Raw genomic sequence first — 22,210 nt, 5'->3', positions numbered from 1 at the left:
TCAGTCCGTCGCGCCGATCTCCCCCGGCAGCGCCCAGATCAGCTCGCCCCGGCCCAGCACGCGGCCGTCATGCGCGCGCACCGCGACCTGTTCGATCGGCTGCCGGTCGCGCGCATCGACCAGGATCGGGAAGGCCGGGATCCGCGTCTCCCACCGCTCGCCCCATTGCCTGAGCGCGATCATCGTCGGCAGCAGCGCAAAGCCCTTTTCGGTCAGCCCATAGGCGATCTTGCGGCGATCCTCGGGCAGCGGCCGCCGCGCGAGGATCCCGTGCTCGACCAGCCGCGCGAGCCGGTTCGCCAGGATGTTGCGCGCGATGCCGAGCTCGGCCTGGAATTCCTCGAAATGATGCAGCCCGTTGAACGCCGCGCGCAGGATCAGGAACGACCAGCGCTCCCCCATCGCCTCGAGCGCCGCCGGCAGGCTGCATTCGCGCAGCGGCTCGCGCAAAATTCCCCGCGAAACTCCCCGCGAAACTCCCCGCGAAATTCCCCGCGAAATCCCCCCCGAAATCCCCATCGTCCCGGCTCCCCCCGACCCCGGTCTAGCCTATAGCATTCCGCCGCGCGATGCGCTCATCGAGTGCGTCTATCACGGTGACCGGACGCTTTTGGTTGCAAAGCAACACGCTGCGGCCCCATCTATGTCGGGTGTTGCGCCAATATGAACTCGTCGATCGAGTCCTCGATTACGATCCCGATGCCGACGAGGCCCTGCTGAACCGCGCCTATGTGTTTTCGATGCAGGCGCACGGGTCGCAGAAGCGTGCGAGCGGCGATCCCTATTTCAGCCATCCGATCGAGGTGGCGGGCATCCTCACCGACCTGCATCTCGATGACGAGACGATCGCCACCGCGATCCTCCACGACACGATCGAGGATACCGTCGCCACGCCCGAGGAGATCACGCGGCTGTTCGGCCCGTCGGTCGCGCGGCTGGTCGACGGCGTCACCAAGCTCAGCAAGATCGAGGCGCAGACCGAGAACGAGCGCGCCGCCGAGAACCTGCGCAAGTTCCTGCTCGCCATGTCCGACGACATCCGCGTGTTGCTGGTCAAGCTCGCCGACCGGCTGCACAACATGCGCACGCTGCATCACATCGCCAAGCCCGAGAAGCGCCGTCGCATCGCCAAGGAGACGATGGACATCTACGCGCCGCTCGCCGAGCGGATCGGCATGTACGAGTTCATGCGCGAGATGCAGACGCTCGCCTTCGAACAGATCGAACCCGAAGCCTCCGAATCGATCAACCGCCGGCTGGAACAGCTGAAGGACGGCGACGGCAACCGCATCGCCAAGATCGCCTCGGGGCTCAAACTCGTGCTGTCGCGCGCCGGCATCGAGGCGGAGGTCGCGGGCCGCGAGAAGCATCCCTATTCGATCTTCCGCAAGATGTCCGAACGGCACATCAATTTCGAACAATTGTCCGACGTGATGGCGTTCCGCGCGATCGTCCCGACCGAGGCGGACTGCTACGCCGCGCTCGGCATCATCCACCAGCGCTGGCCGATGGTGCCCGGCCGGTTCAAGGATTACATCTCGACGCCCAAGCGCAACGGCTATCGCTCGCTCCACACCAGCGTGATCCATGCCGACAATGCGCGTATCGAGATCCAGATCCGGACCGAGGCGATGCACGCCCAGGCCGAATTCGGCCTCGCCGCGCACTGGGCCTACAAGCAGAAGAGCGGCGGCCAGACGATCGGCGGCGGCGAGCATCAGGTCAGCTGGATCCGCGACCTGGTCGAGATCCTCGACACCGCCGAAAGCCCCGAGGAGCTGCTCGAACACACGCGGATGGCGATGTACGCCGACCGCATCTTCGCCTTCACCCCCAAGGGCGAGCTGATCCAGCTGCCCAAGGGCGCGACGCCGATCGACTTCGCCTATGCGGTCCACACCGATCTCGGCGACCAGGCGGTCGGCGCGAAGATCGACGGCCGCGTCGTGCCGCTCTCGACCGTGATCGAAAACGGCAACCAGGTGCAGATCCTGCGTTCGAAGGGCCAGTCGCCGCAACCTCACTGGCTCAACGTCGCGACCACCGGCAAGGCGCTCGCCGCGATCCGCCGTCATCTGCGCCACAAGGAGCGCGTCGAGCAGGAGGCGCTCGGCCGCACCCTGTTCGACGACATCGCCTCGCGCCTCCCCGCCCCGATCGGCCCCGACGCGACCGAGCCCGCGCTCAAGCGGCTCAAATTCGCCGACGAGGGCGCGCTGATGGTCGCGATCGCGCGCCGCACCGTGTCCGACGAACAGGTGATGGAGGCGCTGATGCCGGGCTCCACCGGCGCCGATCTCGGCCATGCGGTCGCCCCGCAGTCGAGCGCGATCTCGATCAAGGGGCTGACGCCGGGCGTCGCCTATGACCTCGCCACCTGCTGCCACCCGGTGCCGGGCGACCGCATCGTCGGGCTGCGCCGCCCCGATGCGGGGATCGAGGTCCATGCGATCGACTGCCGCGTGCTCGCCGAACTCGCCGAGCGGACCGAGAACGAGACCGACTGGGTCGACGTCGCCTGGGGCGAAAAGACCGAAGGCGCGGTCGCGCGTATCTCGGTGATGGTCAAGAACGAGCCCGGCTCGCTCGGCGTGGTCGCGTCGATCATCGGCACGCACATGGCCAACATCATCAACCTCCGCCTCGACACGCGCGACACCAGCTTCCACACCAACGAGATCGACGTTGAGGTCCACGACATCCAGCAACTCATGCGCCTCATGGCCGGCCTCCGCGCCGCCGACGCCGTCAACACCGTCGAACGCGTCTAACCGCCACTCCACGCCGTCCCCGCGCCATCCCCCGTTCCGTCGTCCCCCGTCCCATCCTCCCCCCTTCCCGTCATCCCGACGAAAGTCGGGACCCAGAGCCCAGCAACACCACCGCCCGCAACCCTGGGTCCCGGGTCAAGCCCGGGATGACGAAAGGGGAAAGCCCCCCTCCCCCGTCATCCCCGCGAAGGCGGGGATCCAGACTGGCTACCGCCGGCGATCCATCACCAACCGCATAGACTATGGATCCCCGCCTCCGCGGGGATGACGACGCGGCAGGACACGCCCCGCACCCCCACAAGCCCCCCCCGCTTGCCCCGCACAAATCCCCGGCTACTATCCCCCACAACACCCCGGGGGACCCACCACATGAACCGTCGCGCCTTCCTCTCGTCCGCGAGCATGCTCGCCACGCTCGCCCTCGTCCCGCGCGCCGCGCTCGCCGCGGGCGCCACGCCCGGCGACGCGAAGCTCGACGCGCTGCTCACCTCGATCTTCGACGCGAACCTCAAATACGCCCCCGAATTCGCCACCCAGCTCGGGCTCGACAAGGGCGCCAACGCCGCGCTGAAAAGCCGGCTCGGCGATTACACCCCCGGCGCGGTCAGGGCGAACCTCGCGCGCACCACCCGGACGATCGCGCAGATCGAGGCCGTCGCCCCCGCCACGCTCTCCGACGCCGGCCGCCTCAACCGCGAGGTCGTGCTCTATTCGCAAAACCAGCAGCGCACCGCCGCCGAAAAATTCGGGCTCGGCTCCCCCACCAACCCCTATGTCATCAGCCAGCAGGACGGCGCCTATTTCGACGTCCCCGACTTCCTCGACAGCGCGCACACGATCAAGACCGCCGCCGACGCGGACGCCTATTGCGCGCGCCTCGACGCGTTCGCGACCGCGCTCGACGGCGACACCGCGACGCAGGCCGAGCGTGCGAAACGCGGCCTCGTCGCCCCCGGCTTCTCGCTCGACCTCGCGCTCGGCCAGATGGCGGCGCTGCGCGCCCCCGCGCCCGCGCAAAGCGGCCTCGTCACCTCGGTCGCGACGCGCACCAGGGCCGCCGGGCTGACCGGCGACTGGGACCGCCGCGCCACCGCGCTCGTGACGGACAAGGTCTATCCCGCGCTTGACCGCCAGATCGCGCTGGTCAAGCAGCTCCGGACCACGGCCCGCGCCGAGGCCGGGCTCTGGGCGGTCCCCGGCGGCGACGCGATCTACGCCGCCGCGCTCGCCCAGGCGACCACCACCAACTTCACCCCCGACGAGGTCCACAAGCTCGGCCTCGACCAGGTCGCGCAGATCGGCGCCGAACTCGACACCATCCTCAAGGCGCAAGGCCTGACCAAGGGCAGCATCGGCGCACGCCTCGCCGCCTTCAACGCCACCCCGGCACAGCTCTATCCCGACACGCCCGCCGGCCGCACCGACCTCATCGCCGGGCTCAACACCGGGCTCGCCGCGATGCAGGCCAAGCTCCCCCAGGCGTTCATAAACCCGCCGTCCGCCCCGCTCCAGATCCGCGCGGTCCCGACCGATATCCAGGACGGCGCCTCGAACGGCTATTACCGGCTCGCGGCGCTCGACGGCTCGCGCCCGGCGATCTATTTCATCAACCTGAAAAGCGTCGCCGACTGGCCCAAATACACGCTCCCCTCGCTCACCTATCACGAGGGCGTGCCGGGCCATCATCTCCAGCTCAGCCTCGTCGCCGGGCTCGACACGCCGCTGCTGCGCAAATTCTCGTTCTTCGGCGCCTATGTCGAAGGCTGGGCGCTCTATGCCGAACAGCTCGCCGACGAGCTCGGCGGCTATGCCGGCCCGATCGAACGCGCGGGCTATCTCCAGTCCTTCCTCTTCCGCGCCGCGCGCCTCGTCGCCGACACCGGCATCCACGCCAAGCGCTGGACGCGCGAACAGGCGACCGACTATTTCGTCGACACCGTCGGCTTCGCCCGCCCCCGCTCGCAGCGCGAGATCGAGCGTTACTGCACGATGCCGGGCCAGGCCTGCAGCTACAAGCTCGGCCACATCAGCTGGCTCCGCGCCCGCGACACCGCGAAGAAGATCCTGGGCGACAAATTCGACGTGAAGCAGTTCCACGAGGTGCTGCGCGACGGCGCCGTCCCCCTCACGATCCTCGAACGCCTGGTCGAAGCCCGCGCGACGGCGCTGGCCAAGGCCTGACGCCTAATCCTCCCCCAAGAACAAACGATGACGCCGCGCGCGGGGGCGGCTAGAGAGCGGGGATGCACCGTCCCGCGCTCTCCGTCGTCGTCCCCTGCTACAACGAGGCCGCCTGCCTCGACCTCCTCCACGCGCGCGTATCGGGCGCGGCGCAGAGCGCGGTCGGCGAGGATTACGAGATCGTCCTGATCAACGACGGCTCGCGCGACGACAGCTGGTCGGTGATGCAGCGTCTCGCCGCCGCCGATCCGCGGCTCGTCGCGATCAACCTGTCGCGCAACCATGGGCATCAGCTCGCGCTCACCGCCGGGCTCGACCTGTGCGCGGGCGAGCAGATCCTGATCATCGACGCCGATCTCCAGGATCCCCCCGAGCTTCTCCCCCAGATGCGCGCCGCGATGGCCGAGCAGCAGGCCGACGTCGTCTACGCGGTCCGCCGCCAGCGCGCGGGCGAGACGGTGTTCAAGAAGGCCACCGCCGCCGCCTTCTACCGGCTGCTGACCAGGATGACCGACACGCCGATCCCGGTCGACACGGGCGATTTCCGGCTGATGAGCCGGCGCGCATTGGATGCGTTCCTCTCCTTGCCCGAACAGGCCCGCTTCATCCGCGGCATGGTCGCCTGGATCGGTTTCCGCCAGGTCCCCTTCGCCTATGACCGCGCCGAGCGGCATGCGGGCGAGACCAACTATCCGCTCGCCAAGATGATGCGGCTCGCCTTCGACGCGGTGACCGGCTTCTCGACCGCCCCGTTGCGCTTCGCCAGCCATGCCGGCCTCGCGCTCACCGGCGTCTCGCTGCTGCTGTTCGTCTACATCGCGATCGGCTGGCTCTCGGGCAGCGCGGTGCAGGGCTGGACCTCGACGATGCTGGTGACGGTGTTCCTCGGCGCGGTGCAGATGTTCGTACTCGGCATGATCGGCGAATATCTCGGCCGCCTCTACGTCGAATCCAAACGCCGCCCCCTCTACATCGTCGCCGACATCGCCGGCCCCATCCAGGGCAAGGCCACATTGGGCTTCCGCGCCGAACCCACGGAAACTCCCGTTACATAAAAAAGCCCCTCCCCTTCAGGGGAGGGGTCGGGGTGGGGCCCCACCCCGCAAGCACCGGCTCGCAAAGTCCCCGTTCGTGCTGAGCGAAGTCGAAGCACCACCCGGCACACACCCTACACCTGAGCCCCCACCCCGGCGAAGGCCGGGGCCCGGATGGGAAAGCCAGAGTAACGAATCGCAACGCCCGCCAGCACCGTCCCCCAACTGGACCCCGGCCTACGCCGGGGAGGAATTGGAGAGACGTCACGGGCGAACCACACCCAACCGCAGCACCGCCCCCACCCCCCGTTCGTGCCGAGCGAAGTCGAAGCACCCCCCGACACGCACCCTACACCTGAGCCCCCACCCCGGCGAAGACCGGGGCCCAGCTGGGAAGGTCAGAGTAACGAAGCGCAACGCCCGTCAGCACTGTCCCCCAACTGGACCCCGGCCTCCGCCGGGGAGGAATTGGAGAGACGTCGCGTGCGAACCACAACCAACCGCACCACCGCCCCCACCCCCGTTCGTGCTGAGCGAAGTCGAAGCCCCCCCCCCGGCACGCACCCTGCACCTGAGCCCCCACCCCGGCGAAGGCCGGGGCCCAGGTGGGAAGGCCAGAGTAACAAAGCGCAGCGCCCGTCAGCACCGTCCCCCAACTGGACCCCGGCCTCCGCCGGGGAGGAATTGGCGAGACGTCACGGGCGAACCACACCCAACCGCTCCACCGCCCCACACCCCCGTTCGTGCTGAGCGAAGTCGAAGCCTCACCCCCTACCCCGGCACCGCCAGCGTCACGATGGAAACCCCCGGCGTCATCGGCACGCGCCCGACCAGATGCCGCTCCAGCCGGAAAATCCGCTCGAACAGCGCATTCAGCGGCTTGGCGGGCGGCGAATCGTCGCTGTCGTCGCGACCCGACAGCCGCCCGGCGATCCGCGCCGCCGCCGCCAGCGGGAACAGCAGCGAATTGAAATAGCCGAGCTTGTCGGGCTTCAGCCCCGCCGCCGCGATCGCCGTCTTCAGCGTCGCCTTCGAATAGCGGCGATGGTGATGGTTGACCGTGTCGTGCGCGCTCCACAGCCACTGGTGCGCCGGCACCGCGATCAGGATCTTGCCGCCCGGCGCGAGGCACTGCGCCATCGCCTTCAGCGCCGCGACGTCGTCCGCGATATGCTCGACCACGTCGAGCACCGCGATCAGATCATAATGTCCGCGCGGCACCCCCGGCAGCTCCGGCAAAGGCGCCGCCCCCACCGGCTTGCCGAGCCTGGCGCTCGCGATCTCGCGCGCCGCCGGATCGATCTCGATCGCGTCGATCTCGCCGAACCCCGCCAGCATCGGCAGGTTGTGCCCGGTCCCGCAGCCGATCTCGAGGATCTTCGCATCCGCCGGCAAACCGCCATAGCGCGTCAGATAATCCGCCAGGATGTCGCGGCGCGCGCGGTACCACCAATGCGTGGAATCATGCGCGGCCATCCGGTCGTAAACGATGCGGTCCATCAGCAATCGGCCATAATCAAGAGAATACCCAGAAGCGGTTGAGCACGAACGTCACGATCGCGGCAAGGAACACCGCAGGGACCAGCGGCACCCAGGGATGCAGATGGAGGAACGCGGTCCCGACCCAGGTGATCAGCGCATTGAGCGCGAGCCCCGTCCCCTGCACCAGCACGAACTTGACGTGCTTCGCCCCGCCCGGCTCGGCGGCATGCCCCTTGAAGCTCCACCGGCTGTGCAGGAAATAGCCCGCGGTTACCGCCACCGCAAAGGCGAAGGGCACCGCCGCGACCGCCTGCTCGGGTGGAAACACGAATTTGGTCAGCGGCAGATAGACGAGCGAATAGATCACGCTCGACAGCCCGCCCGCAATCCCGAAGCGGAAGAGCTGGCCGAGCACGCCGCTCGCCCGCATCTGGTCCATCTGTCGCCTGATCGCCTGCATGCCCGCCTTGTTCTTTACACGCGCGTCGATACAGCGGCGCTCAACGTCACGCCTCGCGCATTAGTCCGCGCGCGGTCAGGAGGAAAGCGTTTTGGATCAGCCCCACCAGTCCCCATGGCAGCGGGGGCGCGACCTGCTCGATCGCCACTGGGTCGCGTTGACGCTGCTGGCATGGCTCGGCGTCGCCGCCTGGTCGCTGGCCGACCGCTGGGGTCAGGTCCGCTGGCTGTCGCTCGGCGACACCGACGACAATATGCGCCTGATGCAGGTCCGCGCGTGGCTGGACGGCCAGGGCTGGTATGATCTGCGCCAGTACCGGATGAACCCGCCCGCGGGCTTCGACATCCACTGGAGCCGGATCGTCGACCTGCCGATCGCCGGCCTCATCCTCTTCTTCCGCCTGTTCACCAGCAACAGCTGGGCCGAACGGCTCGCCTGCGGGATCGCGCCGTTGCTGCCGCTGTCGATCGCGATGCTCGGCATCGGCGCGACGGTGCGGCGGCTGATCCACCCGCTCGCCTGGCCGCTCGCGATCCTGTTCCTCGTCGGCGCGACCGCGACGATGCTGATGTACATGCCCGAACGCATCGACCATCACGGCTGGCAGCTCGCGATGCTCAGCCTCACGCTCGCCGGCCTGTGCGACCCGCGCGCGCGGCGCGGCGGCGCGCTGGTCGGGATCGCCAGCGCGGTGTCGCTGTCGATCGGGCTCGAACTCCTCCCCTATGCCGCGATGGCCGGCGCGATCATCGCGCTGCGCTGGGTCTGGGACCGCGCCGAGGCGCCGCGGCTCGCGGTCTATGCGCTGACCTTGGGTGGCGGCAGCACGCTCGGTTTCGCACTCTTCGCCTCGAACGCGAACCAGGCGATGCGCTGCGACGCGCTGACGCCGGTGTGGCTCAGCGTGATGATCGCCGCCGGAATGCTCCTCTTCCTGCTCGCGCGCTTCGGCCCTGCATCGCGCGGGGTGCGTCTCGCGCTCGCGGTCGCGGCGGGTGCGGCCATCGTCATCGGCTTCGCGCTGATGTTCCCGCAATGCCTCGCCCGGCCCGAGGGCGTCTCGCCCGAGCTTCAGCGCAACTGGCTGAACAATGTCCGTGAGGCCAAACCGATCTACAAGCACAGCTGGCGCACCGGCGTCGCGATCGCGACGCTGCCGGTGATCGGCCTGCTCGGCGCGCTGTTCGCCGCGTGGCGCGCACGCCGCCGCCCGAGCGCGATCGGCTGGGTCGCGGTCGCGCTGTTCACCACCTTCGCCGTCCTGATGCTGTTGTGGCAGGTCCGCGCGGGTCCCGCGGCCCAGATGCTCGCGGTCCCCGGCGGCGTCGCGCTCGCCTGGGTGATCGTCCCCCGGCTGCTCGGCCACCGCTCGATGCTGGTGCGCGTGCTCGGCACCGCGGGCGCGCTGGTGATCGTCTCGGGCTTCTTCGTCGGCATCGCGCTGAAATACGTCCCCGTGGGCAAGCCCAAGGGCTATGAAAAGCGCGTCAACATGGCGACCGGCAACTGCCTGCGCACCACCGTCCTCCTCGCGCTGAACAAATACCCCGCGCAGACGATCTTCACCTTCGTCGACATGGGCCCGCGGCTGATCACGATCACGCACCACAACGCGATCGCCGGCCCCTATCACCGCAACGGCGCCGCGATCCTCGACGTCCAGCACGCCTTCACCCGCACCCCCGACGAAGCCCACGCGATCATCAAGCGCCACGGCGCGACCCTGTTGTTGCTCTGCCCCAACGCCGCCGAATCGACCAACTACAAGGCCCGCAGCCCCAACGGCTTCTACGCGCAGATGGCGAAGAACCAGGTCCCGGCGTGGCTCACCCCGCTCCCCCTCCCGGCAAAATCCCCCCTCCGCCTCTTCAAGGTCGACTGACCCCGCCCCCCTCCAGTCATCCCCGCGAAGGCGGGGATCCAGACTGGCAAAGGCTGCGAGTCATCAGCAACCGCATAGACTATGGATCCCCGCCTCCGCGGGGATGACGTAGCAGGGGCGGCCACGCCGTCACCTCACCCCCCCGTCATCCTGACGAAAGTCAGGATCCAGAGTTACGCGCGGTATCGGTATTGGCTCTGGATCCTGACTTTCGTCAGGATGACGGCAATCGGCGAACGGCCCACACCTCCGCCCCAGCCTACCGCAACACCACCGACAACCCATCCAGCACGAACTGCACCGCCAGCGCCGCCAGCAGCACGCCGAGCAGCCGCGTGATCACCGCCTCGATCTTCGCGCCCAGGATCCGCATGATCGGCCCCGCCGCGAGCAGCGCGACGAGCGTCAGCAGCAGGATCGTCACCATCGCCGCCAGCACCACCGCCGAGCGTTCGATCCCGCTGTTGCGGCTCATCAGCAGCATCACCGACGCGATCGATCCCGGCCCGGCGATCATCGGCATCGCCATCGGGAAGATCGACACGTCGTCGGCTTCGGGATCGCTCGCGACCTTGGCGGCGCGGTCCTCGCGGCGTTCGGTGCGCTTTTCGAACACCATCTCGAGCGCGATCAGGAACAGCATGATCCCGCCCGCGATCCGGAAGCTCGCCAGGCTGATCCCCAATCCTTTCAGCAACGCCTCGCCGAACAGCGCGAACACGAACAGGATCGCGGCCGACACGCCGACCGCGCGGAACGCCATCGCGCGCTTCTGCGCCGCCGACGCGCTCGCCGACAGCCCGGCATAGATCGGCGCGCAGCCCGGCGGATCGATCACCACGAAGAAGGTGATCAGCGACGAGATATAGAGCTCGATCATGCGCCGGCCCGGTCGAGCGCCGCCTCGTCGATCGCCACGCCCTCACGCCGCCCGGCGGACACCAGCGTATTGCGCAACAGGCATGCGATCGTCATCGGCCCGACGCCGCCCGGCACCGGCGTGATCGCGCCCGCGACCCCGACCGCGCTCGCAAAATCGACATCGCCGACCAGCCCCGCCTCGGTCCGGTTGATGCCGACGTCGATCACGGTCGCGCCGGGCTTCAGCCAGTCGCCCTTGATCATCTCCGGGATCCCGACCGCGGCGACGACGATGTCCGCGGCGCCGACATGCGCGCGCACGTCGCGCGTCCGGCTGTGCACCACCGTCACGGTGCAGCTCTCGCGCAACAGCAGCTGCGCCATCGGCTTGCCGACGATGTTCGACCGGCCGACGACCACCGCCTCCATCCCGCTCAGGTTCGGTACGACGCTTTTGAGCAGCATCACGCAGCCGAGCGGCGTGCACGGCACGAACCCCGCCGAGCCCGTCGCGAGCCGCCCCGCATTGATCGGGTGGAAGCCGTCGACATCCTTGTCGGGATCGATCGCCGCGATCACCGCCTGCTCGTCGATATGCTTGGGCAGCGGCAGCTGGACGAGGATCCCGTCGATCGTCGGATCGGCGTTCAGGTCCGCGACCAGCGCGAGCAGCGCCTCGGCCCCGACATCGGCGGGCAGGCGGTGCTCGACGCTCACCATCCCCGCCTCGCGCGTCGCCTTGCCCTTCGACCGGACATAGACGTTGGACGCGGGGTCCTCGCCGACCAGCACGACCGCGAGCCCGGGCGCGCGGCCCGCCGCTGCGGCAAAGGCGGTGACGCCGGTGGCGATACGGGCCCGGAGGCCGGCGGCGAAGGCCTTGCCGTCGATGATGGTCGCACTCATGCCCGCCGTCCTAAAGCGCAGCGGCGATTTCCGCCAGCGCGGGCGTGTCGCCCGCGACATGCAGGCGTTTCAGCCGCGCGGTCTCGCCCGCGACGATAGTCACCGCGCGCTTGGGCACGCCGAAGCTCTTGGCGACCAGCGCGATCAGCGCGGCATTCGCGGCGCCATCGACCGGCGCCGCCGCCAGTCTCGCGGCCAGATGCTCCGGCGTTCCCGCCATCAGCGCATCCCGCCCGCCGCGCGGCGTCACGCGGACCGCGATCGCCAGACCGCCATCCACCGCACGCCAGGCGGCCGCTTCGCTCACAGCCCGGGGGCGAGCAGGCTCTGTGCGATGTTCGGCACGACGATGTTGGTCAGGATGTACATGATCAGCAGCACGACGAGCGGCGACAGGTCGAGCGTACCGAAATCGGGCAGGATCCGCCGGATCGGCCGATAGAGCGGCTCGGTGATCCGCTGCAACGCCTCCCATACCGACCGGACGACATTGCTCTGCGTGTTGATGATGTTGAACGCGATGAGCCACGACATCACCGCCTGGATCATGATGACCCACCAGACGAGGTTGAGCAGCAACTGGACGATCTGAAGAAGGGCGAGCAAGGCAAGGGTCTCCGCTGGTGTATGCCTTATATAAGGCAGCGGACCGACAACGAGAACCCCGCCCCCTCCAAACAACCCCCTTCCGTCACCCTGACGAAAGAAGAGCATCCCCCCTGCCCCAACTCCGTCATCCTGACGAAAGTCAGGATCCAGAGCCAAGCAGCGTCATCCCCCGTAACCCTGGATCCCGGATCAAGCCCAGGAAGACGGGAGAAGACCCCCTATCGCGCCCGCCCGTTCGCACTCACCAGCGTCCCCGCCCCCTGCCGCGTGAAAATCTCCAGCAGCATCGCATGCGGCACGCGCCCGTCGATGATCACCGCCGCGTCGACGCCCGATCCGACCGCCGCGACGCAGGTCTCGAGCTTGGGGATCATCCCCCCGGTGATCGTCCCGTCGGCGCGCAGCTCGGCGATCTTCGCCGGATCCAGATCGGTCAGCAATTCGCCCTGCTTGTCGAGCACGCCGACCACGTCGGTCAGCAGGAAGAACCGCGCCGCGCCCATCGCGGCGGCGATCGCGCCCGCCATCGTGTCGGCGTTGATGTTGTAGGTATGCCCGTCCGCACCGATCCCGATCGGCGCGATCACCGGGATGATGTCCGCGGCGATCAGCGTGTCGAGGATCGTCCGGTCGACCGCGATCGGCTCGCCGACGAACCCCAGGTCGACATGCCGCTCGATCCCCTGCAGCTTGTCCGGCTCGCGGCCGTGCCCGACCTTCTGCGCGAGGACGAGGCCGGCGTCCTTCCCCGAAATCCCGACCGCGCGGCCGCCCGCCTGGCCGATCCAGCCGACGATTTCCTTGTTGATCGATCCCGCCAGCACCATTTCGGCGATCTGCGCGGTCTCCTTGTCGGTCACGCGCAGCCCGTCGACGAACCGCGATTCGACCCCCAGCCGCTTGAGCATCGAGCCGATCTGCGGCCCCCCGCCATGCACCACGACCGGGTTGATCCCGACCGCCTTCAGCAGCACCATGTCCTCGGCGAAATCGCGCTGCAGCTCTGGGTCGCCCATCGCGTGCCCGCCATATTTCACGACGAAGGTCTTGCCGGCATAACGCTGCAGATAGGGCAGCGCCTCGGTCAGCGTCTCGGCCTTGGCGAGCAGGGCGGGATCGGGCGTATGATCGGTCATCCCGCCCCCTTAGCCAGTGCGAGGGGTTAGCGAAAGCCGCGCTGCCACCTCCCCCCGTCATTCCCGCTCACCCAACCCGTCACCGGGCATCACCCAACCCGTCATCGCGCTCACCCAACCCGTCATTCCCGCGCAGGCGGGAATCCAGACTGGCTGGCCTCGCGTCAGACTCACCGGCGTCCAAGACTATGGATCCCCGCCTCCGCGGGGATGACGAAGAGTGAGGGGCCCCCCTTCCGTCATCCTGACGGACGCAATCAAACCCGGTCCAGCCGCCGCCCCAGCCGCACGAAGAAGGTGATCGCAAACGGCACCAGCACCACCGACAGCACGACCTTGGTCAGCATCTGCCCCGCCATCAGCTCGACGATCGGCCGCGCGCCGAGGAACGAGATGGTGATGAACAGCACCGTGTCGATCACCTGCGACACGATGCTCGCGATCATGCCGCGCAGCCACACCAGCCGCCCCTCGCCGCCGACCGGCCCCGCCAGCCGCGCGAAGATCAGCACGTTGAGCGTCTGCGAGATCCCGTAGGAGATCAGCCCCGCCATCATCATCCGTGCGCCCTGCCCGACGACGACCGGGAAGGCGTCGACCGCGGGCGGGTACATCCCCGGATCATGCGGCAGCGCGAGCACCAGCTGGATCAGCGCGGCCGACACCAGCAGCGGAATGAACCCCAGCCGCACCAGGAACGTCGCGGTCTTCTGCCCGTGCAGCTCCGAAATCGCGCTGCTGATCACCACCAGCAGCAGGAACGCGAAGATCCCCGCCTCGACCGCGAGCGGCCCGAGCGCGACCTGTTTCACCCCCAGCACGCCGGCGATGCACACCATGCCGCCATAGAGGACAGAGAAAATGAAGAGCGAACGCGGGAACGCGGGAAGGTCTGTGGTCATCGCGCCGGACGCTAGCGAAATGCCGCGCGCCGTCAAATGCCTAGCCCTTCTGAAAGCGTGCAGGCGTCAAATGACTGGCGAGCACGGCGTACCCGTGTCATGTCGGCCGCTTGCGCAGCCGGGGGGCCGCGTGTGTCACCGTACCAAAACGCAGGGCGTCCATGGAAAGACTGATCATCGGCCTTGCAGGCATCGCCGTCATCCTCGGCATCGCGGTGCTGCTGTCGAGCGACCGCCGCGCGATCCGGCTGCGGATCGTCGGCGCCGCGTTCGCGCTCCAGGCGGGCATCGCGATCCTCGTGCTCTATTCGAGCTTCGGCAAGGTCGTGCTCGGAAGCATGTCGGGCGGCGTCGCCAATCTGCTCGGCTATTCGCAAAAGGGCACCGAATTCCTGTTCGGCAAGATGGCGACCCCCGAGATCGGCGGCCAGAGCTTCGCGATCGCCGCGCTCCCCGTCATCATCTTCTTCGCCAGCCTCGTCTCGATCCTCTATTATCTCGGCATCATGCAGTTCGTCGTGCGCTGGGTCGGCGGCGGGATCGAGAAGGTGATCGGCGTGTCGAAGGTCGAATCGCTCTGCGCGGCGGCGAACATCTTCGTCGGCCAGAGCGAATCGCCGCTCGTCATCCGCCCCTATCTCGCCGGCCTCACCCCCGCGCAGCTCTTCACCGTGATGACCAGCGGGATGGCGGGCGTCGCGGGCACGATCCTCGCGGCCTATGCCTCGATGGGGATCCGCATCGACTATCTCCTCGCCGCCAGCTTCATGGCCGCGCCGGGCGGGATCCTGATGGCGAAGATCATCATGCCCGACCGCGTCACGCCGCCCGAGGGCGAGCTCGCGCTCGGCGACCTGCCCGGTGAATCGTCCGCGGGCGAACCCATGCCGCAGGCGACGCATGACGAGGAAAAGCCCGCCAATTTGATCATGGCGGCGGCACAGGGCGCGCAGACCGGCGTCCGCCTCGCGGTCGCGGTCGGCGCGATGGTGCTCGCCTTCGTCGCGCTAGTCGCGCTTGCCAACGGCCTGCTCGGCGGGCTCGGCAACATGATCGGGCTGCCCGGGCTGAGCTTCCAGGGTCTGCTCGGCTATGTCTTCGCGCCGATCATGTTCCTGCTGAACGTGCCGTGGAGCGAGGCGGGGATCGCCGGCGGGCTGTTCGGGCAGAAGATCGTGCTGAACGAATTCGTCGCCTATATCTCGCTCGGCACGCAACCGGGGCTCAGCCCGCGGACGATCGCGGTGATCACCTTCTCGCTGTGCGGCTTCGCCAATTTCTCGTCGATCGCGATCCAGATGGCGGTGACCGGCAGCCTCGCCCCCAACCAGCGCCCGATGATCGCCAAACTCGGCCTCCGCGCCCTCGCCGCCGGCAGCCTCGCCAACCTCATGTCCGCCGCCCTAGCCGGCCTCCTGATCAGCTAAACAAACCCCTCTCCCCCCGGGGGAGAGGGAGGGGCCCACGCAAAGCGTGGGAGGGTGAGGGCACGAGAGGCTCGAGACCGCTTATCCCAACCACCCCTCACCCTCCCGTCGCCTAAAGGCTCCTCCTTCCCTCTCCCCCAGGGGGAGAGGGACCCCAAAACCCCTCTCCCCCCGGGGGAGAGGGAGGGGCCCACGCAAAGCGTGGGAGGGTGAGGGCACGTGAGGCTAGAAACCCTCACCCCCTCACGGCAGCATCACCGTATCGATCACATGGATCAGCCCGTTCGACTGGCGCACATCGGCGATCGTGATCCGCCCCTTGTGCCCCTTGCCGTCCATGATGCCCCAGCCGCTGCCCGACTTCATGAACATCAGCGGCTCACCCTGCACGGTGGTGTAACTCGCAGTCCCGCCATCCGCCTTGGCTTTCGCCGCGATGTCGGCGGCCATGATCGTCCCCGGCACGACATGATAGGTCAGCACGCCCGCCAGCTGCGCCTTGTTCTCGGGCTTGAGCAGCGTATCGACCGTCCCCGCGGGCAGTTTGCCGAACGCGGCATTGGTCGGCGCGAAGACCGTGAACGGCCCCGGTCCCGACAGCGTCTCGACCAGGTCGGCGGCCTTGACCGCGGCGACCAGCGTCGTGTGATCCTTCGAATTGACCGCATTCTCGACGATCGTCTTCGTCGGGTACATCGCGGCGCCGCCGACCATCGGGTTGGTCTGCGCGGCGACCAGCGCGGTGCCGCTGACGGCGACAGCGGCGGCAATGATCGTGGTACGAAACAGGGGGGTCATGACGGTCTCTCCTGATCGGCGCCGATGATCCGGCTGCCGCGGCGAAGATACGGCCACCCCGGCCGCAACGATGCACACGCTTTTTTACATTCCGGTGCGCAATGTTTCCCAGGCGGCAATCTCTTCGTCATGCCGCCGCGCGATCACCAGGTCGCGCGCACCCGGCTCGCCCGGATCCAGATCAACCGTCACCGACCCGGTCCATTCGACCGTCGCATTGCCCGACAGCGTCACCATCCCGTCCGCCCCCGCCTCGGCGCGGACCAGCCCGCCGCGGTTGAACACCGTCGTCGGCGTGTCGTACGCGATCCGCCCCGTCAGGCACGCGGCGAAGGTCGACGCCGCCATCGCGCTGCCGCAACTGTCGGTCAGCCCGACCCCGCGCTCATGCGTGCGGACGAACAGGTCGGTCCCGCGCAGCTCGACAAAGCTCACATTGGCGCGGTTGGGCAGCCAGTCGGGCGCCGCCTCGCACGCCTCGCCGACGCGGACCAGCTCGGCATCGTCGACCGCCTCGACGAACGCCACCAGATGCGGGTTGGGCATCGCCACCGCGGTGAACGCGCGCGTCGAGGGCAGCCCGGCGAGCGGCGTCTCGACGATCTGGTCCGCATCGACATGCATCGGCCAGGCGGCAACGTCGAGCGACGCCGGCCCCGCGGTCTCGCGCACCGTGAACACGCCCGGCGCGATCTCCGCGTCGCGCACGACCAGCGCATCGCTCGTCTTCAGCCGCGCGGTCGCGCGCGTCAGCCCGGTCGCGGCGAACCCCGCACGCGCGACACAGCGCAGCCCGTTGAGGCACGTCTCCGATTCGCTCCCGTCCGAATTGAACATCCGCATCCCGAACGCCCGCCCCTGCTCGTCACCCGCGGTCAGCAGCAGCAGCCCGTCGCCGCCGACTGGCCCCGCGCGATCCGCCAGCGCGCGTGCGACGCGCGCCCAGTCCGCATCGCCCAGCGACAGCGCACGCGCGTCGATCAGCGGGAAATCGTTGCCGGAGCCATGACATTTGATCAGATCGAAGCGCATGCCGCGCCCTTACCCGCGTCGCCGCGCAAAGGCGAGCCGCCGCCACCCTCGCGCCCTCTGACGTCCCCGCCCTCATAATGTGTCGCCAGCCGGTCGAGCGCGAGCGTCAGCACCAGCCGCCCCGCGCGCGCCGGCCAGGACAGCGCGCGCTCCGCCGCGGGCAGCCCCTCGCCCGCGCACACCACCCGCCACGCTATATCGGCGAGCCCCGGCCCCGCCGCCGCGATCGCCGCGTCGAACCGCCGCTTCGCCGCGATCTGCGCGACGGTCGGGTCGAGCGCATTCTGCCCGCCGCCATCGACCCGTGGCGTCCAGCGCATCGTCACGCTCGGCGCGATCGACGCGGTCTCGTACGCCGCGCGCAACCGCTCGCCCGCCGCAAACTGCCGTGCATCGATCAGCCCGCGCGACCGCAGCCAGGTCAGCGGCGACTCCGCCCGGTTGACCGTCACGCTCCGCCCGCCCCGCGCGACACCTTCCCTCTGCACTTCCCGGCCAGGGTCCCGCTCAACCACCCTGTCACCTTCCCTGTCAGGCTCCCGCCGCATGCCCCGCCCGTCGATCGCGACCTCGATCAGATCCTGCATGCGCCGCCCTTTCCATTTGCCGAGTCCCGTTTGTCTTGCCATATTCGACCAGAAATTGCAAGAGAAACCAACCTATCTGGTTTGTGCAAGCGACGGAGCCTGTCGATGATCACTGCTATCCGTGCCGTCCGCCGCGCCAAGGGACTGACGCTCGACGACGTCGCAAGGCGTTGTGATCCCCCGACAACCGCGCAGACGATCGGCCGGCTCGAGACGGGGACGCGGACCGTGTCGGTCGGCTGGCTCAACCGGATCGCCGCCGCGCTCGACGTCGCCGCGGTCGATCTCGTGACGATGCCCGAACGCGCCGATCTGCCCGTCGTCGCGATCCTGGATTCGACCGGAATTCAAGCCCCTACCCGCCCCAATCTCGCCACGCCGCCGCATGTCGAGCCGGGTCAGGTCGCGGTGACGGTGGCTGCCGGCGTCGGCGACTACCGCACGGGCGACGTCCTCTGGTGCACCACGCTCGGCCCCGACGAATTCGAGAGCGCGCTCTACCGCGACGTGCTCGTCCCCCGCCCCGCCGGCCGCTTCGCCTTTGGCCGTCTGGTCGCGCTAACCGACGGCAGTCCCACGCTTATTCCGGTCGGCGATGATGCCGCGCCCCAGCAGATCGAGCGCCCCGTCTGGATCGCCCGCGCGGTCCGCCTGATCCGCACGCTCTGAGTCGCCGCCCCGCATTGACGGCCCGGAGGCGGCGGGCCATCGCTGACGCATGATCCGCGGTTTTTTCCTCTCGCTCGGCCAGCTCGGCGATCCGCCGGTGCTGCGCGTCTTTGCCAAGTCGATGGCGGTGACGCTGCTTGTCTTCGCCGCGCTCGGCCTGCTCATGTGGCTGGGCGCAAAGGCGATTTTCGCCGCCTGGCTCGGCAGCGACCAGGCCGGGATCGCCGCCGCGGTCGCGCTGTTCCTGACCATCCTCGCGGTCTGGATTCTGTTTCGCGCGGTCGCGATCGCGGTCGTCGGGATCTTCGCCGACGATGTCGTCGCCGCGGTCGAGGCGCGGCATTATCCCGCCCGTCTCGCCACCGCGCGGCCCGTACCCTTCGCGCGCAGCCTCGCGATGGGATTGCGCTCGGCGTTCCGCGTGCTGCTCGTCAACCTGTTGATGGTGCCCGTCTATATCGGCCTGCTCGTCACCGGGGTCGGGACCGCGGCGGCGTTTTTCGTGGTCAATGGCTGGCTGCTCGGGCGCGATCTGGGCGACATGGTCGCGGCGCGCCACATGGACGCCGCGGCGATGCGGGGCTGGCGTGCGACGACGCGGGCGTCGCGGTTCGTGCTGGGTCTTGCGAACACCGCGCTGTTCGTGGTTCCGATCCTCAACATCGCCGCCCCCGTGCTGGGCGCGGCGATGGCGACGCATTTTTATCACGGGACGCGCGCAGCGGTGCGCGCCCGGGGGACCAGCTGATGACGAGATCACGTGTCAACGCGTTGAAAGGCTTCGCAATCTCGCGCTCCGCCCCGGGCTTGGCGATGGCCCTCGGCCTCGCGCTCGCGGGCTGCGCCGCACCGGTCGCGACCGCGCCCGTAGGCCGCCCCGCCATCCCCTATACCAGCGTCGGGCTCGAACGCGTGATCGGCCAGACCGCCGCCGGGCTGACCCGGCTGTTCGGCGATCCCGACGCCGATGTCCGCGAGGGCGCGGCGCGCAAGCTCCAGTTCCAGAGCGGAATTTGCGTGCTCGACGCCTATCTCTACCCCGCCGGATCGGGCGAGCCCAAGGTCACCTATATCGACGCGCGCGAGCTCGACGGCAGCACGATCGACCGCGCGAGCTGCGTCGCCGCGCTCACCCGCCGCGACGGCGGCCGCTAGGCCGCTCAGGGCCCCGGCGGCGGCACCGTTTCGGTCGCGCCCGCCGCGCCGACCGGGATCCGCGTCGCGGGCAGCGCCGCCTGGCATTCGGGCGGCGGCGCCGGCGGCCGGCGGTGGAGATGATCGATCTCCGCCTGTCGCCGGTGCAGGTAGAAGGCGCGCGACGATGCATAGGGATCGCCCACATCGTCATGCAAACACTTGAGAGTTTCGTCGAAATCGGCGCGGTGGTCGAGCGCGCCGAGCACGCCGGCCGGCACCGTGTAGCTCGCATCGGTGAACGGCGACCCGATCGCGGTCGGCAACAGCAAGCGGTCGAGCGTCCCGCCGATCAGGTCGCGCACCGTCGTCGGCCCGACCAGCGGCAGGAACAGGAACGGCCCGTTGCCGATCCCGTGATACCCCAAGGTGTTGGCAAAGCCGTTCGACCGGCGCGGCAGCCGGAACGGCCGCTTCTTGGCGACGTCGATGACCCCCGCCGCGCCGACCGTCGAATTGATCACGAACCGCCCGACCGTCTCCGCCGCCTTGCCCGGCTTGAACTGCAGCAGGAAGTTCACGAACACGATCGGCTCGCGCAAGTTATAGAGAAAGTTGTGAATACCCTTGCGGATCGGGCTCGGCACCTTGCGCTTGTAGACCCGCGCCACCGGCCCCACGACCGCGCTGTCGACCGCCTGCGTCGCGCCGAACGCCTGGGCATTGACGCCGCGGAGCGGATCCCCCGCATCACGCGACTGCCCGACGACGACGATGTCCTTCTGCGCGTTCGGCTCGGCGGGAACGGGCGCTGGAACCGGGACAGTCTGGGGCGCTGCAACCGGCGCTACGGGCACCACGGGCGGCGATACCGGCACGACGGGCGGCGATACCGGCACGACGGGCGATTCGGGCACGCGCTGCTCGTCCGCGACCACCGTCGACGGCGCAACCGGGACCGGCGCGACGGGCAGCGGGTCGACGGTCTGCACCGCCAGCGCGGCGACCATCGTAGCAGTGGAAAATGCCAACATATGCAATCATCGCCCCTTGGACCGCCACCGCTGTCCGCATTGCCCCCGCAAGGCAAGTCTCGAATGCGCGCCCCTACACTCCCGTTTGTGAATAATTTCCCCTGTCGCGCGTCACTTGGCCCGCGTCAGCTTAAGTTCGCCCGGTCCCATTCCGCGCGGACGCCGTCGTCATTTTCGCCGCCACGACGATCCGCTTTCTCGGCCGCGAATCGCGCCGCGTCGAGTCGCGACAACGCCCACACCGCCGTCCCGCGCACCACCGGCGCCGGGTCGCCCAGCAACGCCGCGACGCCCTCCGACAAGGCCGGATCGCCGCTATTCCCCGCCGCGATCAACGCGTTGCGGACCATCTTGTCGCGCCCGATCCGCTTGATCGGCGATCCGGCAAAGACCTGGCGGAACCCCGCATCGTCGAGCGCGATCAGATCGGCGATCTCGGGCGCGACCAACTCGGCACGCGGCGCAAAGGCGAGATTGGCGTTCGCGGCGGCGGCGAACTTGTTCCACGGGCACACCGCCAGGCAATCGTCGCAGCCATAGATGCGGTTGCCGATACCCGCCCGGAATTCATGCGGAATTACCCCCGCATGCTCGATCGTCAGATACGAGATGCAACGCCGCGCATCGAGCCTGTAGGGCGCCGGAAACGCATCGGTCGGGCATGCGCGCTGGCACGCGTCGCAGCTCCCGCACAGATCCCGACCCGCGGCATCGCCCTTCAGTTCGAGCGTCGTGTAGATCGCGCCGAGGAACAGCCAGCTGCCCTCTGTCCGGCTGACCAGATTAGTGTGCTTGCCCTGCCACCCCAGCCCCGCCGCCTCCGCGAGCGGCTTCTCCATCACCGGGGCGGTGTCGACGAACACCTTGAGATCGAACGGATACTCGACACCGACCGCGTCGCTCGCCAGCCACCGGCCGAGCGCCTTCAGCTGCCGCTTGATGACGTCGTGATAATCCGCGCCCTGCGCATAGACGGAGATCCGGCCGACCTCGCCCTGCTCCGCCAGCCGCAGCGGATCGTCCTTCGGCGCATAGCTCATGCCCAGCGCGATCACGCTGCGCACCTCGGGCCACAGCCCGGCGGGGCTCGCCCGCTGATCGCGCCGCTCCTCCATCCAGATCATGTCGCCATGCCGCCCTTCGGCCAGCCACTGGTGCAGCCGTTCGCCCGCCAGCGGCGCCGCATCCGCGTGCGCAATCCCGCACGCCGCAAAGCCCAGTTCGGCCGCCTTGGCCTTCACGCGCGATTCGAGGTCGGATGGCTTGTCGTCGGGCACGTCCGCCCGCTACCACAGCCGCTCGGCT

The 22,210-nt window shown here is 68.8% G+C and carries 22 protein-coding genes; 8 read left to right on the top strand and 14 right to left on the bottom strand.

Annotated elements, in window-relative coordinates:
* The gene (locus J3A66_RS12550; protein WP_042467067.1) at positions 1 to 402 is read right to left on the bottom strand and encodes a helix-turn-helix domain-containing protein; all 402 of its coding nucleotides are present in this window, start codon (positions 400 to 402) and stop codon (positions 1 to 3) included.
* 248 nt (positions 403 to 650) lie between these two features.
* Between J3A66_RS12550 and J3A66_RS12545 the strand changes: the two genes are divergently transcribed.
* From J3A66_RS12545 to J3A66_RS12535, 3 genes are all read left to right on the top strand, one after another.
* Complete coding sequence (locus tag J3A66_RS12545) at positions 651 to 2,771, top strand: bifunctional (p)ppGpp synthetase/guanosine-3',5'-bis(diphosphate) 3'-pyrophosphohydrolase (protein ID WP_031394869.1); 2,121 nt, start codon at positions 651 to 653, stop codon at positions 2,769 to 2,771.
* 369 nt (positions 2,772 to 3,140) lie between these two features.
* Positions 3,141 to 4,952 carry a DUF885 family protein gene (locus J3A66_RS12540; RefSeq protein ID WP_209569156.1) on the top strand — a complete coding sequence of 604 codons (1,812 nt, stop codon included), beginning with the start codon at positions 3,141 to 3,143 and terminating at the stop codon, positions 4,950 to 4,952.
* A gap of 62 nt (positions 4,953 to 5,014) precedes the next feature.
* Positions 5,015 to 6,007: a glycosyltransferase family 2 protein gene (locus J3A66_RS12535; protein WP_209569154.1), complete on the top strand. Its 993-nt coding sequence runs from the start codon at positions 5,015 to 5,017 to the stop codon at positions 6,005 to 6,007.
* 750 nt (positions 6,008 to 6,757) lie between these two features.
* Here J3A66_RS12535 and J3A66_RS12530 read toward each other — a convergent pair.
* Positions 6,758 to 7,486, bottom strand: coding sequence for a class I SAM-dependent methyltransferase (locus J3A66_RS12530; protein WP_056406929.1), 729 nt, complete (start codon positions 7,484 to 7,486; stop codon positions 6,758 to 6,760).
* A gap of 16 nt (positions 7,487 to 7,502) precedes the next feature.
* Positions 7,503 to 7,907, bottom strand: coding sequence for a GtrA family protein (locus J3A66_RS12525; protein ID WP_236701591.1), 405 nt, complete (start codon positions 7,905 to 7,907; stop codon positions 7,503 to 7,505).
* A 112-nt stretch (positions 7,908 to 8,019) separates the two neighbouring features.
* Between J3A66_RS12525 and J3A66_RS12520 the strand changes: the two genes are divergently transcribed.
* A complete protein-coding gene (locus tag J3A66_RS12520) occupies positions 8,020 to 9,810 on the top strand; it encodes an AcrB/AcrD/AcrF family protein (RefSeq protein ID WP_209569152.1) in 1,791 nt (596 codons plus the stop codon).
* A 259-nt stretch (positions 9,811 to 10,069) separates the two neighbouring features.
* Here J3A66_RS12520 and J3A66_RS12515 read toward each other — a convergent pair whose 3' ends face one another.
* The 6 genes from J3A66_RS12515 to J3A66_RS12490 form a co-directional block, all read right to left on the bottom strand.
* Complete coding sequence (locus tag J3A66_RS12515; protein ID WP_031440980.1) at positions 10,070 to 10,690, bottom strand: MarC family protein; 621 nt, start codon at positions 10,688 to 10,690, stop codon at positions 10,070 to 10,072.
* The gene (gene folD / locus J3A66_RS12510) at positions 10,687 to 11,577 is read right to left on the bottom strand and encodes a bifunctional methylenetetrahydrofolate dehydrogenase/methenyltetrahydrofolate cyclohydrolase FolD (protein ID WP_107930736.1); all 891 of its coding nucleotides are present in this window, start codon (positions 11,575 to 11,577) and stop codon (positions 10,687 to 10,689) included. Before folD ends, J3A66_RS12515 begins: the two co-directional genes overlap by 4 nt.
* A gap of 10 nt (positions 11,578 to 11,587) precedes the next feature.
* Entirely contained in the window at positions 11,588 to 11,884 is a 297-nt protein-coding gene (locus J3A66_RS12505) for a DUF167 family protein (RefSeq protein WP_348634044.1), read from the bottom strand.
* Positions 11,881 to 12,183: a YggT family protein gene (locus J3A66_RS12500; RefSeq protein WP_245336815.1), complete on the bottom strand. Its 303-nt coding sequence runs from the start codon at positions 12,181 to 12,183 to the stop codon at positions 11,881 to 11,883. The genes J3A66_RS12505 and J3A66_RS12500 overlap by 4 nt, the downstream gene beginning before the upstream one ends.
* A gap of 221 nt (positions 12,184 to 12,404) precedes the next feature.
* Positions 12,405 to 13,322 (bottom strand): acetylglutamate kinase, encoded by a 918-nt coding sequence (gene argB / locus J3A66_RS12495; RefSeq protein WP_056406920.1) that lies wholly within the window; start codon positions 13,320 to 13,322, stop codon positions 12,405 to 12,407.
* Between the two features lie 257 nt (positions 13,323 to 13,579).
* The gene (locus J3A66_RS12490; protein ID WP_031440508.1) at positions 13,580 to 14,224 is read right to left on the bottom strand and encodes a queuosine precursor transporter; all 645 of its coding nucleotides are present in this window, start codon (positions 14,222 to 14,224) and stop codon (positions 13,580 to 13,582) included.
* Between the two features lie 161 nt (positions 14,225 to 14,385).
* On the opposite strand from J3A66_RS12490, the gene J3A66_RS12485 reads away from it, so the two are divergent.
* Positions 14,386 to 15,651: a nucleoside transporter C-terminal domain-containing protein gene (locus tag J3A66_RS12485; protein ID WP_031440507.1), complete on the top strand. Its 1,266-nt coding sequence runs from the start codon at positions 14,386 to 14,388 to the stop codon at positions 15,649 to 15,651.
* Between the two features lie 243 nt (positions 15,652 to 15,894).
* Here the strand turns inward: J3A66_RS12485 and J3A66_RS12480 are convergent, their stop codons facing one another.
* The 3 genes from J3A66_RS12480 to J3A66_RS12470 all read right to left on the bottom strand — a co-directional run bounded on the left by J3A66_RS12480 (position 15,895) and on the right by J3A66_RS12470 (position 18,029).
* Positions 15,895 to 16,449: a fasciclin domain-containing protein gene (locus J3A66_RS12480; protein WP_056406915.1), complete on the bottom strand. Its 555-nt coding sequence runs from the start codon at positions 16,447 to 16,449 to the stop codon at positions 15,895 to 15,897.
* 84 nt (positions 16,450 to 16,533) lie between these two features.
* A complete protein-coding gene (dapF, locus tag J3A66_RS12475) occupies positions 16,534 to 17,481 on the bottom strand; it encodes a diaminopimelate epimerase (protein WP_192069491.1) in 948 nt (315 codons plus the stop codon).
* The gene (locus J3A66_RS12470; RefSeq protein WP_245337049.1) at positions 17,466 to 18,029 is read right to left on the bottom strand and encodes a DUF6456 domain-containing protein; all 564 of its coding nucleotides are present in this window, start codon (positions 18,027 to 18,029) and stop codon (positions 17,466 to 17,468) included. The genes dapF and J3A66_RS12470 overlap by 16 nt, the downstream gene beginning before the upstream one ends.
* A 144-nt stretch (positions 18,030 to 18,173) precedes the next feature.
* On the opposite strand from J3A66_RS12470, the gene J3A66_RS12465 reads away from it, so the two are divergent.
* From J3A66_RS12465 to J3A66_RS12455, 3 genes are read left to right on the top strand one after another with little or no spacing between them, the layout of a single operon-like run.
* Positions 18,174 to 18,737: a helix-turn-helix transcriptional regulator gene (locus J3A66_RS12465; RefSeq protein ID WP_031440838.1), complete on the top strand. Its 564-nt coding sequence runs from the start codon at positions 18,174 to 18,176 to the stop codon at positions 18,735 to 18,737.
* Positions 18,738 to 18,786: 49 nt separating this feature from the next.
* Positions 18,787 to 19,485 (top strand): EI24 domain-containing protein, encoded by a 699-nt coding sequence (locus J3A66_RS12460; RefSeq protein ID WP_209569148.1) that lies wholly within the window; start codon positions 18,787 to 18,789, stop codon positions 19,483 to 19,485.
* Positions 19,485 to 19,892 (top strand): hypothetical protein, encoded by a 408-nt coding sequence (locus J3A66_RS12455; RefSeq protein WP_245336814.1) that lies wholly within the window; start codon positions 19,485 to 19,487, stop codon positions 19,890 to 19,892. Before J3A66_RS12460 ends, J3A66_RS12455 begins: the two co-directional genes overlap by 1 nt.
* A 5-nt stretch (positions 19,893 to 19,897) precedes the next feature.
* Here the strand turns inward: J3A66_RS12455 and J3A66_RS12450 are convergent, their stop codons facing one another.
* Complete coding sequence (locus J3A66_RS12450) at positions 19,898 to 20,905, bottom strand: VacJ family lipoprotein (protein ID WP_245336813.1); 1,008 nt, start codon at positions 20,903 to 20,905, stop codon at positions 19,898 to 19,900.
* A gap of 125 nt (positions 20,906 to 21,030) precedes the next feature.
* Entirely contained in the window at positions 21,031 to 22,182 is a 1,152-nt protein-coding gene (gene queG / locus J3A66_RS12445) for a tRNA epoxyqueuosine(34) reductase QueG (RefSeq protein ID WP_209569146.1), read from the bottom strand.
* Between the last annotated feature and the right edge of the window lie 28 nt (positions 22,183 to 22,210).

It is taken from the genome of Sphingomonas sp. PvP018 (assembly GCF_017876865.1).
GTDB lineage: Bacteria > Pseudomonadota > Alphaproteobacteria > Sphingomonadales > Sphingomonadaceae > Sphingomonas > Sphingomonas aerolata.
The sequence above is the reverse complement of the archived record's forward strand: the minus strand, read 5'-3'. Positions and strand labels throughout refer to the sequence as shown.

Excerpts from the sequence above, each read along its gene's own strand:
- argB (WP_056406920.1), bottom strand. The coding sequence starts at position 13,322 with ATGACCGATCATACGCCCGATCCCGCCCTGCTCGCCAAGGCCGAGACG.
- folD (WP_107930736.1), bottom strand. The coding sequence starts at position 11,577 with ATGAGTGCGACCATCATCGACGGCAAGGCCTTCGCCGCCGGCCTCCGG.
- J3A66_RS12515 (WP_031440980.1), bottom strand. The coding sequence starts at position 10,690 with ATGATCGAGCTCTATATCTCGTCGCTGATCACCTTCTTCGTGGTGATC.
- J3A66_RS12480 (WP_056406915.1), bottom strand. The coding sequence starts at position 16,449 with ATGACCCCCCTGTTTCGTACCACGATCATTGCCGCCGCTGTCGCCGTC.
- J3A66_RS12485 (WP_031440507.1), top strand. The coding sequence starts at position 14,386 with ATGGAAAGACTGATCATCGGCCTTGCAGGCATCGCCGTCATCCTCGGC.
- J3A66_RS12530 (WP_056406929.1), bottom strand. The coding sequence starts at position 7,486 with ATGGACCGCATCGTTTACGACCGGATGGCCGCGCATGATTCCACGCAT.
- dapF (WP_192069491.1), bottom strand. The coding sequence starts at position 17,481 with ATGCGCTTCGATCTGATCAAATGTCATGGCTCCGGCAACGATTTCCCG.
- J3A66_RS12465 (WP_031440838.1), top strand. The coding sequence starts at position 18,174 with ATGATCACTGCTATCCGTGCCGTCCGCCGCGCCAAGGGACTGACGCTC.
- J3A66_RS12535 (WP_209569154.1), top strand. The coding sequence starts at position 5,015 with ATGCACCGTCCCGCGCTCTCCGTCGTCGTCCCCTGCTACAACGAGGCC.
- J3A66_RS12450 (WP_245336813.1), bottom strand. The coding sequence starts at position 20,905 with ATGTTGGCATTTTCCACTGCTACGATGGTCGCCGCGCTGGCGGTGCAG.
- J3A66_RS12455 (WP_245336814.1), top strand. The coding sequence starts at position 19,485 with ATGACGAGATCACGTGTCAACGCGTTGAAAGGCTTCGCAATCTCGCGC.
- J3A66_RS12470 (WP_245337049.1), bottom strand. The coding sequence starts at position 18,029 with ATGCGGCGGGAGCCTGACAGGGAAGGTGACAGGGTGGTTGAGCGGGAC.
- J3A66_RS12525 (WP_236701591.1), bottom strand. The coding sequence starts at position 7,907 with ATGGACCAGATGCGGGCGAGCGGCGTGCTCGGCCAGCTCTTCCGCTTC.
- J3A66_RS12490 (WP_031440508.1), bottom strand. The coding sequence starts at position 14,224 with ATGACCACAGACCTTCCCGCGTTCCCGCGTTCGCTCTTCATTTTCTCT.
- J3A66_RS12540 (WP_209569156.1), top strand. The coding sequence starts at position 3,141 with ATGAACCGTCGCGCCTTCCTCTCGTCCGCGAGCATGCTCGCCACGCTC.
- J3A66_RS12550 (WP_042467067.1), bottom strand. The coding sequence starts at position 402 with ATGGGGGAGCGCTGGTCGTTCCTGATCCTGCGCGCGGCGTTCAACGGG.
- J3A66_RS12460 (WP_209569148.1), top strand. The coding sequence starts at position 18,787 with ATGATCCGCGGTTTTTTCCTCTCGCTCGGCCAGCTCGGCGATCCGCCG.